General features: G+C 67.1%; 1 protein-coding gene. It reads left to right on the forward strand.

Annotated elements, in window-relative coordinates:
- Positions 1 to 150 precede the first annotated feature (150 nt).
- Positions 151 to 15,855, forward strand: coding sequence for a hypothetical protein (locus IG122_RS14275; protein ID WP_193184610.1), 15,705 nt, complete (start codon positions 151 to 153; stop codon positions 15,853 to 15,855).
- The last annotated feature ends 310 nt before the right edge of the window (positions 15,856 to 16,165 follow it).

A 16,165-nucleotide genomic window follows, 5' to 3' on the forward strand; every position in this document is an offset into this window, starting at 1 on the left:
GAAGCTACGGTGCACCATCCAATAGGATGAAATTAGATAAACTTTTATTGAAATTATCCGCTTTTTAGCCCTATATGGGGCGGCGTGTGATGCACTGATCGCCCGGCGGGAGAATCCTGCCGGCCAGACACCAGGGCTCTGGAGCATAGAATGGGAAAGTGGCGGGACCGCGACAATGATGGAGACGACGACGCGAACCCGCAATCCCAGAGCGGATTGATCACGGGCGACGACGGTCGCGACTACATCACTGGATCTTCCGGCAACGACACCATTTCCGGGCTCGGCGACAGGGACACTCTCTCCGGCCGGGACGGCGACGACCAGCTTTTCGGCGATAGCGGCGACGACTATATCGACGCCGGCAACGGCGACGATCTCCTCTATGGCGGTGACGGAAACGATACGCTGTCGGGCGGCAGCGGAAACGACACCATCCATACCGGCGCCGGCAATGACAGGGCCTCGGGCGGCGCCGGAAACGATATTCTCTACGGCGGCGCGGACAGCAGCAGCCTCTTCGGCGACAGCGGCGACGACTTCCTCCATGGCGGGAGCGGCAACGAAACGATTTCCGGCGGTTCCGGAAACGACACGATCCTCGGCAACGGCGGCGACGACTATCTGCGCGACGACAGCGGCAACAATCTGCTTTCCGGCGGCGCGGGAGAGGATTCCATCACCGGCGGCCAGGGCAACGACACGATCTACGGCGGCGAAGGCGATGACAGGATCGCAGGCGGCGCGGGCAACGACCGGATCGAGGGCGAGGCAGGCGACGACACCATCTCCGGCGACTACAAAAACGACACGATTTCAGGCGGCGACGGCAATGACCTGATCCGCGGCCGCGGCGGGCACGACAGCCTCGACGGCGGGGCCGGCGACGACACGATTTCCGGCGATTCCGGCAACGATTACATCGACGCCGGTGCGGGCGACGACCGGATCTACGGACGCGGCGGTACCGACACCATCTATGCCGGCGACGGCGACGATCTCGTCTCCGCGGATTCCGGCAGCGACTATGTCGACGGCGGCGCCGGCGACGACACCATCTCCGGGCGCGGCGGGAACGATACGATCTACGCCGGTGACGGCAACGACCTTGTATCCGGCGAGTCCGGTACCGATTACATCGACGCCGGTTCGGGCGACGACACCGTCTCGGGGCGCGGTGGCAACGACACAATCCTGGCCGGCGCCGGCAACGACTATGTGCGTGGCGATTACGGCAGCGAGTCCCTCGTCGGCGGCGGCGGCGACGACACCATCTCCGGCGGCGGCGGAAACGACGTCATCGAGGGCGGTGACGGGAACGACAGCCTCAGCGGCAGCTATGGCAAGGATACGATCCTTGGCGGCGACGGCGACGACAGCATCAACGGCGGCGGCGAAAGCGACGTGATCTCCGGCGGCGCCGGAGACGACACCATCTATGTCAGCGAAGGCAGCGACACGATCGACGGCGGTGCCGGGAACGACCTGATCACAGGCCGCGCCTCCCATTTCCAGGGCGATCATCTGCAAGGGCTCGAGAGCGGCGATACCCTGCTGCTGACCGATCAGACCCTCGATGCAGACGATGTCTCGCTACAGAACTATTACGGCACCACCTATGTGGTCATCGACAAAAACGGCAACGGCTGGCCGGACTACTATTTCTCTGTCGACGGCAATTTCGAGTCGATCAATGTCACGGCGGGCGAGAACGGCACCAGCCTGACCTTCGTCACGGGACCGGTCACCGGCACGAGCGGCGACGACAGCATCGACGGGACCGACGATGCGGACACCATTTCCGCCCTCGCCGGAAACGATACGGTTTCCAGCGGCGACGGAGACGATATCGTCGAGGGCGGGGCCGGTAACGATCTGCTCGACGGCGGAACGGGGAGTGACACCCTCTCCGGCGGGGACGGCGCCGACACCCTGGGCGGCGGGGCCGGCAACGACCTGCTCGACGGCGGCGACGGCGACGATGTCCTCTCCAGCACTGACGGCAGCGATACGCTTTCCGGCGGGGCCGGCAACGATGCGCTCTATGCCGGCGACAGCGGCGTGGTCGATGGCGGCGACGGCGACGACACGCTCTATGTCGACACCCGCTCCGACCTCGACGGCCTGACCGTCTCCAATGTCGAGGACGTCGTCATCGCCGACGAGCAGCCGACCGAAGGCGACGACCTGATTTCCGGCTTCGCCGACGGCGACACCATTTCCGCCCTCGGCGGCAACGACACGGTTTCAGGTCTCGCCGGAGACGACCTTCTCGACGGCGGCGCGGGCAATGACCTGCTGGACGGCGGCGACGGCGCGGACACACTCTCCGCCGGCGCCGGCACCGACACGCTTTCGGGTGGCGACGGAGACGACGCGCTCTATGCCGGCGACAGCGGCGTGGTCGACGGCGGTGAGGGTAACGACACGCTCTATGTCGACACCCGCTCCAACCTCGACGGCCTCTCCGTCTCGAATGTCGAAGACATCGTCATCGCAGACGAACAGGCGACCGAAGGTGACGACGCGATTTCCGGGTTCGCCGATGCGGACACCCTCTCCGGCCTCGGCGGCGACGACACGCTCGACGGCCTCGCGGGCGACGATGCGCTCGACGGCGCCGCCGGCAATGATCAGATCACGGGCGGCGAAGGTAACGATGCCCTGACCGGCGGAAACGGTGAGGACACTCTCTCCGGCGGCGCGGACAGCGATACCCTTTCGGGTGACGCGGACGGCGATGTGCTCGACGGTGGCGCCGGGAACGACATCCTCGACGGTGGCGATGGGTCCGACACGCTTTATGCGACCGACGGCACCGACACGGTCTCCGCTGGCGCGGGCGACGACGCGATCTACGCGGGCGACAGCGGCGTGGTCGATGGCGGCGACGGCAACGATACGCTCTATGTCGATACCCGGTCCGATCTGGACGGCCTCTCGATCTCGAATGTCGAAGACATTGTCATTGCCGACGAGCAGGCGACCGAGGGCGACGACGCCATCTCCGGCTTCGAAGATGCGGACACACTTTCCGGCCTCGGCGGAAACGACATGCTGGACGGTCTCGCGGGCGACGACGTGATCGACGGCGGCGCCGGGAACGATCAGATCACGGGCGGCGAAGGTAACGACGCCCTGACCGGCGGAACCGGCGAAGACACCCTTTCCGGCGGAACGGGTTCGGACAGCCTGTCGGGCGGCGCCGACGGTGATCTCCTCGACGGCGGTGCCGGCAATGACGTCCTCAACGGTGGTGACGGCGACGACGTCCTGTACGGTACGGACGGCAAGGATACCCTTTCCGGCGGCGCTGGCGCCGACGCGCTCCATGCCGGCGACAGCGGGGTCGTGGATGGCGGCGACGGCAACGATACCCTTTACGTCGATACCCGCTCCGACCTCGACGGCCTCTCGATCTCGAATGTCGAAGACATTGTCATCGCCGACGAGCAGGCGACCGAAGGCGACGACGCGATTTCCGGCTTCGCCGGCCACGATACCCTCTCCGGCCTCGGCGGCGACGACACGCTGGACGGCCTCGCGGGCAACGACGTGCTCGACGGCGGTGCGGGCAACGACGAAATCACCGGCGGCGAAGGAAGCGATGCGCTCAAGGGCGGAGCGGGTTCCGATACGCTCTATGGCGGTGCGCACAGCGACTCCCTGAGCGGCGGAGCCGACAACGATCTTCTGGTCGGCGACACGGGGAACGACCTGCTACTCGGCGGCACGGGCGACGACACCCTGCACGGCGAAGTCGGAACCGACACGCTTTCCGGCGGTGATGGCGACGATGCGATCTATGCCGGCGACAGCGGCGTCGTGGATGGCGGCGCGGGCAACGACACGCTCTATGTCGATACCCGCTCCGACCTCGATGGCCTGACGGTTTCCAATGTCGAAGACATCGTCATCGCCGACGAACAGGCGACTGAAGGCGACGATGCGATCTCCGGGTTCGCCGATGCGGACACCCTCTCCGGCCTCGGCGGCGACGACACGCTCGACGGCCTCGCGGGCGACGATGTGCTCGACGGCGGCGCCGGCAATGATCAGATCACCGGCGGCGCCGGAAATGACCTCCTCGACGGTGGCGACGGCGACGACGTTCTTTATGGAACCGACGGCGCCGATACCCTTTCGGGCGGCGCGGGCGACGACGCGATCTACGCCGGCGACAGCGGCGTCGTAGACGGCGGCGACGGCAATGACACGCTCTATGTCAACACCAGGTCCGATCTCGACGGCCTGACGGTTTCCAATGTCGAAGACATCGTCATCGCCGACGAGCAGGCGACCGAAGGCGACGATGCGATCTCCGGGTTCGCCGATGGAGACACTCTCTCCGGCCTCGGCGGCGACGACACGCTCGACGGGCTCGCGGGCGACGACATGCTCGACGGTGGCGCAGGGAACGACCAGATCACCGGCGGCGCAGGGAATGATGCCTTGGCCGGCGGAACCGGTGAGGACTCACTTTCGGGTGGTGCTGGCAGCGATAGCCTTTCCGGCGGCGACGATGCCGACGTCCTGGACGGTGGTGCCGGGAACGACCTGCTCGATGGCGCCGACGGCTCGGACACGATCTACGCCGAGGATGGCACAGACACCGTCTCTGCCGGTGCCGGCGACGACGCGATCTATGCGGGCTCCGACGGCGTGGTCGACGGCGGCGCCGGCAACGACACGCTCTATGTCGACACCAGGTCCGATCTGGATGGCCTGACGATCAGCAATGTCGAGGACATCGTCATTGCCGACGAGCAGGCAACGGAAGGCGATGACGCCATCAGCGGTTTCGCAGGCGGCGACACCCTTACCGGCCTTGGCGGCGACGATACTCTCGACGGTCTCGCAGGCGACGACGTGCTCGACGGCGGTGCCGGCAATGATCAGATCACCGGCGGCGCAGGGAATGATGCCTTGGCCGGCGGAACCGGTGAGGACTCACTTTCGGGTGGTGCTGGCAGCGATAGCCTTTCCGGCGGCGACGATGCCGACGTCCTGGACGGTGGTGCCGGGAACGACCTGCTCGATGGCGCCGACGGCTCGGACACGATCTACGCCGAGGATGGCACAGACACCGTCTCTGCCGGTGCCGGCGACGACGCGATCTATGCGGGCTCCGACGGCGTGGTCGACGGCGGCGCCGGCAACGACACGCTCTATGTCGACACCAGGTCCGATCTGGATGGCCTGACGATCAGCAATGTCGAGGACATCGTCATTGCCGACGAGCAGGCAACGGAAGGCGATGACGCCATCAGCGGTTTCGCAGGCGGCGACACCCTTACCGGCCTTGGCGGCGACGATACTCTCGACGGTCTCGCAGGCGACGACGTGCTCGACGGCGGTGCCGGCAATGATCAGATCACCGGCGGCGCAGGCAACGATGCCCTGACCGGGGGAACCGGCGCAGATGCGCTTTCGGGCGGCGCGGGAAGCGACACGCTCGAAGGCGGCGGCGGCATTGACGCGCTTTATGGAGGCGCAAATGCGGATACCCTCTCGGGCGGCGCGGACGGAGATGTCCTCGACGGCGGAACTGGAGACGATCTGCTGGACGGCGGAGAAGGCTCCGATACGCTTTATGCTACGGACGGCACAGACACCGTCTCTGCCGGCGCCGGCAACGACGCGATCTACGCGGGCGACAGCGGTGTCGTGGACGGTGGCGACGGCAACGACACGCTCTATGTCGACACGCGCGCCGATCTCGACGGCCTCACCGTCTCCAACATCGAAGACATCGTCATCGCAGACGAGCAGGCGACCGAAGGCGACGACGCCATCAGCGGCTTCGCTGGCCACGACACCCTTACCGGCCTCGGCGGCGACGACACACTGGACGGGCTCGCGGGCGACGACATGCTCGACGGCGGCGCTGGTAACGACCAGATCACCGGCGGGTCCGGCGACGATTCCCTGAGCGGTGGTGCAGGAGCCGACACCCTCTCCGGCGGCGCGGGTAACGACCTGCTCGACGGTGGCGACGGCGACGACGTTCTTTATGGATCAGACGGTACCGATACCGTCTCGGGCGGCGCCGGAGACGATGCGCTCTATGCCGGCGATAACGGTGTCGTGGATGGCGGCGCAGGCAACGACACCCTTTACGTCGACACGCGCTCCGACCTCGACGGTCTGACCGTCTCCAATGTCGAGGACATCGTCATCGCGGACGAACAAGCGACCGAGGTTGACGACGCCATCTCCGGGTTCGAAGGCGCCGACACCCTCTCCGGCCTCGGCGGCGACGACACGCTGGATGGCCTCGCGGGCGATGACGTGCTCGACGGCGGCGCCGGCAATGACGAGATCACCGGCGGCGCAGGCAACGATGCCCTGACCGGCGGCACCGGCGCGGATACCCTCTCCGGCAATGCGGGCGACGACACCCTCTCGGGCGGCGGCGATGCCGACGTTCTCGACGGCGGTGCCGGAAACGATGCGCTGGACGGCGGAGATGGCGACGACGTTCTTTATGGAACCGACGGTACCGACACGCTCTCGGGTGGCAGCGGCAACGATGCGCTCTACGCGGGCTCCGACGGCGTGGTCGACGGCGGCGCGGGCAACGACACGCTCTATGTCGACACCCGCTCCGATCTGGACAGCCTGACGACCAGCAATGTCGAGGACATCGTCATTGCCGACGAACAGGCGACCGAAGGCGATGACGCCATCAGCGGCTTCGCCGATGCCGACATCCTCTCCGGCCTTGGCGGCGACGACACACTGGACGGTCTCGCGGGCGACGATGTGCTCGACGGCGGCGCCGGAAACGATCAGATCACCGGCGGCGCAGGGAATGACGCCCTGACCGGCGGAACCGGTGAGGACTCACTGTCCGGCGGCGCCGGCAGCGATACCCTCTCGGGTGGCGATGACGCCGATATCCTGGATGGCGGCGCCGGGAATGATCTCCTCGACGGTGGCGAAGGCGCTGACACGCTTTATGCGACGGACGGTACGAATACGGTCTCCGCTGGCGCCGGCGACGACGCGATCTACGCGGGCGACAGCGGCATCGTGGATGGTGGCGACGGCAACGACACCCTTTACGTCGACACCCGGTCCGACCTCGACGGCCTGACCGTCTCCAATGTCGAGGACATCGTCATCGCCGACGAACAGGCGACCGAGGGCGACGACGCGATCTCCGGCTTCGCCGGCAGCGACACCCTTTCAGGCCTTGGCGGCGATGACACGCTGGACGGACTCGCGGGCGACGACGTGCTCGACGGCGGCGCCGGCAATGACCAGATCTCAGGCGGTGGCGGAAACGATGCCCTGACCGGCGGTGCCGGTGAGGACACACTATCCGGCGGTGCAGGCGACGACGCTCTCTCGGGCGGAGACGATGTTGACGTTCTCGACGGTGGTGCCGGCAATGACCTCCTCCAGGGTGGTGACGGCGACGACGTCCTGTACGGGACCGACGGAGCCGATACCCTTTCCGGCGGTGCGGGCAACGACGCGCTCTACGCCGGCGACAGCGGTGTCGTGGATGGCGGCGAGGGTAACGACACGCTCTATGTCGACACCAGGTCCGATTTGGACGGCCTGACCTTCTCCAACGTCGAAGACATCGTCATCGCGGACGAGCAGGCGACAGACGGCGATGACCTGATTTCCGGCTTCGAGGATGACGACACGATCTCCGCACTCGCGGGCAACGACACCGTGTCGGGTCTCGGCGGCGACGACATCGTCGCCGGTCTCGAAGGCGACGATCTGCTGGATGGCGGGGCGGGCAACGACCAGCTCTATGGCGGAGCCGGCAACGACACGCTCGACGGCGGCGTTGGCGACGATGCGCTCTATGGCGGCGCCGGAAACGATCAGATCAGCGGCGGCGCCGGAAACGACGCCCTCGACGGCGGCGCGGATGCGGATCTTCTGGATGGCGGCGCCGGTGACGACAGCCTCAATGGCGGCGCTGGAAACGACGCGCTCGCAGGCGGCGACGGCAACGACGCGCTTACGGGCGGCGCCGGGGTTGATATTCTCTCCGGCGGTGCGGGCGGCGACATCCTCTCGGGTGGCGACGATGCCGACCTCCTGGATGGCGGCGCTGGAAATGACCTCCTCGACGGCGGCGATGGCGACGACGTTCTCTATGCCGAGGACGGCACCGACACCGTGTCCGCCGGGGCCGGGGACGATGCGATCTATGCTGGCTCCGACGGCGTCGTGGATGGCGGAGACGGCAACGACACGCTCTATGTCGACACCCGCTCCGACCTCGACGGTCTGACGGTTTCAAACGTCGAGGACATCGTCATCGCCGACGAACAGGCGACAGACGGCGAAGATGCCATCAGCGGGTTCGCCGATGCCGACACCCTCTCCGGCCTCGCAGGCGACGACACTTTGGACGGGCTCGCCGGCGACGACGTGCTCGATGGCGGTTCAGGAAACGACGAAATTTCGGGCGGCGACGGCAATGACGCGCTGACCGGCGGCGCGGGCGCGGACACCCTCTCCGGCGGGGCGGGCGACGATCTGCTCGACGGCGGCGAAGGTAATGACGTTCTCCATGCTGAGGACGGCACGGATACGGTTTCCGCTGGCGCCGGCGACGACGCGATCTACGCCGGCGACAGCGGCGTCGTGGACGGCGGAGACGGCAACGATACGCTCTATGTCGATACCCGCTCCGACCTGGACGGCCTCACTGTCTCCAATGTCGAAGACATCGTCATCGCCGACGAGCAGGCGACCGAGGGTGACGATGCCATCTCCGGCTTCGAAGATGCGGACACGCTTTCCGGCCTCGGCGGAAACGACACGCTCGACGGCCTTGCCGGAGACGATGCCCTCGATGGCGGCGCCGGAAACGACGCGATCTCCGGCGGCGAGGGCAATGACGCGCTGACCGGCGGCACGGGCGCGGACACACTTTCGGGCGGCGCTGGCAGCGATAATCTTTCCGGTGGGGACGATGCTGACGTTCTGGACGGAGGCGCCGGAAACGATCTTCTGGACGGCGGCGAAGGCGACGACGTTCTCTATGCCGAGGACGGCACCGACACCGTGTCCGCCGGGGCCGGCGACGACGCGATCTACGCCGGCGACAGCGGCGTCGTGGACGGCGGAGACGGCAACGACACGCTTTATGTCGACACCCGCTCCGACCTCGACGGGCTGACGGTTTCCAATATCGAAGACATTGTCATCGCCGACGAACAGGCGACAGACGGCGACGATGCGATCAGCGGCTTCGCAGACGCGGACACCCTCTCCGGTCTTGGCGGCGACGATACGCTCGACGGCCTGGCGGGCGATGACGTCCTCGATGGCGGTGCGGGTAATGATGAAATCTCGGGCGGAACCGGCGCGGACACACTTTCGGGCGGTGCTGGCAGCGACACTCTTAGCGGCGGCGCGGATGCCGACATTCTGGATGGCGGCGCTGGAAACGATCTCCTCGACGGTGGCGATGGGTCCGACACGCTTTATGCGACCGCCGGCACCGACACGCTTTCGGGTGGCGACGGAGACGACGCGCTCTATGCCGGTGACAGCGGAGTGGTCGACGGCGGTGCCGGCAACGACACGCTCTATGTCGATACGCGCAGCGACCTCGACGGCCTCACGGTCTCCAATGTCGAGGACATCGTCATCGCCGACGAGCAGGCGACAGACGGCGACGACGCGATCAGCGGATTCGCGGGCAGCGACACCCTCTCCGGCCTCGGCGGCGACGACACGCTCGACGGCCTTGCAGGCGACGACGTCCTCGATGGCGGCACTGGAAACGACGAGATCACCGGCGGGGCGGGCAGCGATGCGCTGACTGGCGGAACCGGCGACGACACACTCTCCGGCGGCGACGCTGCCGACACCTTGAGCGGCGGCGACGGCAACGACCTGATCGACGGCGGTTTCGGCAACGACACGCTTTACGGCGGCAGCGGCGACGACACCCTGTCCGGGGACGCCAACAACGATCTCATCGATGGCGGCGACGGCAACGATCTGATCGACGCAGGCCTTGGAAACGATACGCTCTACGCCGGTGCAGGCGCCGATACGCTCTCTGGCGGTTTTGGGGACGATGTCTTCTATGCCGCGGGCGACGGCGTGGTCGATGGCGGCGACGGCGACGACACGCTCTATGTCGACACCCGCTCCGATCTGGACGGCCTGACGGTTTCCAACGTCGAAGAGATCGTCATCGCAGACGAGCAGGCGACCGAAGGCGACGACGCGATCAGCGGATTCGACGGTGCGGACACCCTGACCGGTCTGGAAGGTGACGACACGCTTGATGGCCTCGCGGGCAACGACGTGCTCGACGGCGGCGCCGGAAACGACGAGATCTCCGGCGGTGCGGGCAATGACACGCTCTACGGTACCGACGGCAGCGACACGCTCTCCGGCGGCGGCGGCGCGGATGTTCTTTATGCCGGGGATTCCGGTGTGGTCGACGGCGGCGCGGGCAACGACACGCTTTATGTCGACACCCGCTCCGATCTGGACGGCCTGACGGTTAGCAATGTCGAGGAGATCGTCATCGCCGACGAGCAGGCGACCGAAGGCGATGACCTGATCTCCGGTTTCGCGGACAGCGATACCATTTCCGCGCTCGGCGGCAACGATACGGTCTCCGGTCTCGGCGGAGACGACGTGATCAGTGGCGGTGACGGCAACGATCTGCTGGATGGAGGCGTGGGCGACGACGGCCTCACCGGCGACGACGGCAACGATACGCTGGTCGGCGGCAGCGGCAACGACTCGCTCGATGGAGGCGGTGATGACGACCTCCTCAAGGGAGACGACGGCGATGACCGCCTGCTCGGCGGCAGTGGGAACGACACGCTGTCCGGCGGCGCCGGGAACGACTACCTGAGCGACGGTGACGGAGACGACCTGACCGACGGCGGTGCCGGGAACGACAACCTGAATAGCGGCGCCGGAAACGACACGCTGTCCGGCGGCGCGGGCGTCGACACGATCAACGGCGGCACCGGCAACGATGTCATCGATGGCGGCGACGATCAGGACGTCCTCAACGGCCAAGAGGGGTCGGACACGATCTATGGCGGTGCCGGCAACGACACCCTGACCGGCGGGCGCCTGTTCGACACTACCGGCGACAGTCTCGATGGCGGCGAGGGCGACGATTCGATCGACGGCCGCGACGGCGAGGACACCCTCGTCGGCGGCACCGGGAACGATTTCCTGAGCGGCTACGCCGGCGACGACCTGATGTCGGGCGGTGAGGGCAATGACACCCTGCACGGCAGCGAGGGCGAGGACACGCTGCTCGGCGAGGCCGGCGACGACACGCTGAACGGCGGTGACGGCAACGACGAGATCTCCGGCGGCGACGGCAACGACACGGTCAAGGGCGAGTATGGCGCGGACGTGATCGACGGCGGCGCGGGCAACGATTCGCTCGAGGGCGGCTACGATGCCGACACCCTGACCGGCGGCGAAGGCGCGGACAGCTTCGTCGGCAGCCTGACGGACCTAAACGGCGACCATATCGCCGACTTCAATCCGGAAGAGGGCGACCTGGTCATCGGCTGGTCCTCGTTCGGCGACGATGCGGTGACCCTCACCTATGCCGACGGCACCACCACGGTCGAGATCGACGCCAACGGCGACGGCACTGCCGATGCGACCTTCACGCTGACCGGCGAGTTCCACTCGGTCACGACCAGCACGGCGGACGGCAAGACCTCCATTTCCTTCTCGCCGGACGTCACCGCGACCGAAGGCGACGACAGCCTCGTCGGGACCGCCGGCGACGACACGATCGGCGGGCTCGGCGGGAACGACACGCTTGAGGGCGGCGCGGGGAACGACGCGCTGGATGGCGGGGCCGGCAACGATGAGATCACCGGCGGCGCGGGCGACGACGCCCTGACCGGCGGCGGCGGCGCAGATACGCTCTCCGGCGGAACCGGCTCCGACACACTGTCGGGCGGCGCGGACGCGGATGTCCTCCACGGCGGTGAAGGCAATGACGTTCTCGACGGCGGCGACGGCAGCGACACGCTCTATGCGACGGACGGCAGCGATACCGTCTCCGGCGGCGCCGGCGACGACGCGATCTACGCGGGCGACAGTGGCATCGTGGACGGCGGCGACGGCGACGACACGCTCCATGTCGACACGCGCTCCGATCTCGACGGCCTCTCGGTCTCCAATGTCGAAGACATCGTCATTGCTGACGAGCAGGCGACAGAGGGCGACGACCGGATCAGCGGCTTCGAGGGCGCGGACACAATCTCCGGACTTGGCGGCGACGATACGCTTGACGGCCTTGCGGGCGACGATGTCCTGGATGGTGGCGCCGGCAACGACGAGGTCACCGGCGGAGCCGGAAACGACGCCCTGACGGGCGGCGACGGGGCCGACACCCTCTCCGGTGGCGACGGCGGCGATACTCTGTCCGGCGGCGCCGATAGCGACGTTCTCTCCGGCGGCGCGGATGCCGATGTTCTCGACGGCGGCTCCGGTGACGATCTCCTCGACGGCGGCGAAGGATCCGACACGCTCTACGCGACGGACGGCAGCGATACCGTCTCCGGCGGCGCCGGCAACGACGCGCTCTATGCCGGCGACAGTGGAGTCATCGACGGCGGAGAGGGCGATGACACGCTTTATGTCGACACCCGCTCCGACCTCGACGGCCTCACGGTCTCCAATGTCGAGGACATTGTCATTGCCGACGAACAGGCGACCGAAGACGACAATGCGATCAGCGGCTTCGAAGGCGCCGATACCCTGACCGGCCTCGAGGGTGACGACACGCTCGACGGGCTTGGCGGCGACGACGCGCTCGATGGTGGGGACGGGAACGACCAGATCACCGGCGGCGCGGGGAATGATTCCCTGACCGGCGGAACCGGCGAAGACTCGCTGTCCGGCGGTGCTGACTCCGACAACCTCTCCGGCGGAGCCGGCAACGATCTGCTCGATGGCGGTCTCGACGGCGATACGCTCAGCGGAGAAGCGGGCGACGACACGCTGAGCGGCGCTGACGGCGACGATCTGCTCGACGGCGGCGAGGGCAATGACGTGCTCGACGGCGGCGACGGCGACGACACCGTGCTGAGCGACAACGGCAACAACACGATCCATGGCGGCGCCGGGAACGACGAGCTGGGCGCGGGCCACGGCGACGATCTCCTCGATGGCGGCGCGGGCGACGATTCGATCAGCGCGAACGGCGGTACCGACACGATCAGCGGCGGTGATGGCGACGACACGGTGCTCGCCGGGGACGGTGACGATTCGGTCGATGGCGGCGCCGGAAACGATGTGCTCGACGGCGGGGACGACGCGGACGCGATCGATGGCGGTGACGGTGACGACACCCTCACCGGCGGCGCGGGCAATGACACGCTCTCCGGCGGCTCGGGCAACGACATGTTATCGGCCGGCGTGGGCGCCGACATGCTCGATGGCGGAACCGGCGAGGATACCCTGGTCGGCGCAGGCGATGCCGAAACCCTTTCGGGCGGCGACGGCAACGACGTGCTGTCCGGCGGCGGCGGAAATGACGTGCTCGACGGCGGCGCGGGCGACGACGAGATCACCGCAGGCAGCGATGTCGACACGGTGCTCGGCGGTGAAGGCAACGATACCATCGTCAACCTGGGCGGCGCGGACAATGTCAGCGGCGGCGACGGCAACGACGTCATCACCGGCAGTTCGACCGCGGAGACGCTCGACGGCGGGGCCGGCGACGACACGATCTCCGGCGGCGGGGGCACCGACAGCATTGCCGGCGGCGACGGCAACGACCAGATCACCGGCGGAGACAATGCCGAAACCCTCGACGGCGGTGCCGGTGACGACGTCATCGGCGGCGGTGCGGGGGATGACCGGATCGTCGGTGGTTCCGGTGCCGACACCCTTGTCGGCGGCGACGGCGCGGACAGTTTCGTCGGCTCGCTCAGCGATCTCGACGGCGACTCGATCGGCGATTTCGATCCGGAGAGCGGCGACCTGGTGATCGCCGATGCGAGCTTCGACAGCGACGCGGTGTCGCTCAGTGTCTCCGGCGGCCGGACCACCGTGACCATCGACGCCAACGGCGATGGAAACGCCGATGCGACCTTCACGCTCGACGGCGCCTTCCATTCGGTGACCGTGAGCGCGTCGGGCAGCGGCACGGCGCTCGCCTTCTCCACAGAAGTCACGGCGACCGAAGGCGCGGACACGCTATCCGGAACGGCGGACGCGGATACGATCAGCGGTCTCGCGGGCGACGACTTGCTCCAGGGGGCCGGCGGCAACGATCTGATCGACGGCGGTTTCGGCAACGACACGCTCCAGGGCGGCGCCGGAGCGGATACCCTCTTCGGCGGCGACGGCGCGGATCTCATCTCCGGCGGCGCGGGCGCGGATGCCCTGACCGGCGGTGCCGGCAACGACACCTTCGCGGGCAGCGCGGCCGAGGTCGCAGGCGACACGATCAGCGACCTCACCAGCGGCGATTCCGTGCTGATCCGGGGCGCCGAGTTTACCTCCGACAATGTCACGCTGACGGTTTCGAACGGCGTAACCACAGTTGCGATCGACTCCGACGGCGACGGCGAGGCGGATGCGAGCTTCACCATCGAGGGCGAGTTCCGGTCGGTCACTGCGGCGGCGAGCGCCGGTGACACGACGCTCTCCTTCTCCACGGAGCCGGATCTTTCCGACAAGCTGGTCTGGTCGGTCCACAGCACCGGCGATTTCAACGGCGACGGCAAGCAGGACCTGCTGCTGACATCCAACAACGGCGGCGTTTCCGTCTGGACCCTCGACGGCGCGACGCCGATCGAGAAAGCGGCGACCGGCTCGCTCACCCGGGGCGGCGACTTCGAGATCCAGACGGTGGCCGATTTCGACGGCGACGGCGACGACGACATCCTGCTGAAATCGAGCGACGGGGCGGTCTCAGTTTGGGAAATGGACGGCGCAACGGCCAGCGAGAAAGCCTATTCGGGCCGTATCCAGGCCGGTTGGGAAATCGCCGGGACGGCGGATTTCGACGGCGACGGCGGACATGACATCCTGCTGCGTCACCAGGACGGCGCGGTATCGATCTGGCAGATGGACGGCGGGACTACCGAGAGTCGTTCCTATGCCGGACAGCTGAGCTCCGACTGGACGATCGAGCAGATCGCCGATTTCGGCGGCGACGGCAAGGCCGACCTGCTGGTCCGCAACAGCACGGACGGCAGTGTCTCGATCTGGGAAATGGACGGTGGCACCGCCTCCAGCAAGTCCTATGCCGGAAAGCTCGGCGCCGGATGGGAAATCGAGACCGTCGCGGACTTCAACGGCGACGGCAAGCAGGACATCCTGGCAGTCGGCAGCGACGGCGCGGTCTCGGTCTGGGAAATGGATGGCGGCACCGCCTCCGAGAAATCCTTCGCCGGAAAGCTCGGCGCGGGCTGGGAAATCAAGTCGGTGAAGGACTTTACCGGCGACGGCAAGGCCGACATCCTGACCCAGAGCGCCGACGGTGCGGTCTCGGTCTGGGAAATGGACGGCGGCACCGCCTCCTCCAAGACCTATGTCGGCAAGCTCGGTGCGGGCTGGGAGATCGAGCATATCGCCGATTTCAACGGCGACGGCTCGAACGATCTTCTGACCACCAACGGCGACGGCGTGGTCTCGCTCTGGGAAATGGACGCCGGCGGCGCCTCGGAGAAGGCCTATGTCGGCCGGCTTCAGGAAGGCTGGGAGATCGGCAAGATCGCAGACTTCAACGGCGACGGCACGGCCGATATCCAGCTTCAGAACACCGAAACCGGCCAGGTCTCGATCTGGGAGATGGACGGTGCCGATGTGGTCGTCGCCGGGCTCACCGGCAATCTCTGGGCCGATCTGGTTTAGCACTGGACGCCGCCGGTCCGGGCGGTGGGGTCCCGGTTTGGGGCCAGCGTGGGCGGCGGGATGTCGCCGGCGAATAACCGTGTATGCGGCGAAACGCCGCTTCCACGACCGCTCGCCCAGCTATACCCGCAAAGAAAACCAATTCTTAAAACATTTTATCCATCTTGAGCGTGACGCCCTCACAATACGCATGGCCGAATCGCATACCGAGCAATCCTAAGCGTGCGGTAATTGATTACATAAACTTCAGGTAGATACAGGGGTGTATCCTTCCGCCGCTCGGCGGTTGCGGTAGGCTTCTGCAAGACTG

The sequence above is a fragment of the Nisaea sediminum genome (assembly GCF_014904705.1).
In the GTDB taxonomy this organism is placed as follows: Bacteria; Pseudomonadota; Alphaproteobacteria; order Thalassobaculales; family Thalassobaculaceae; genus Nisaea; species Nisaea sediminum.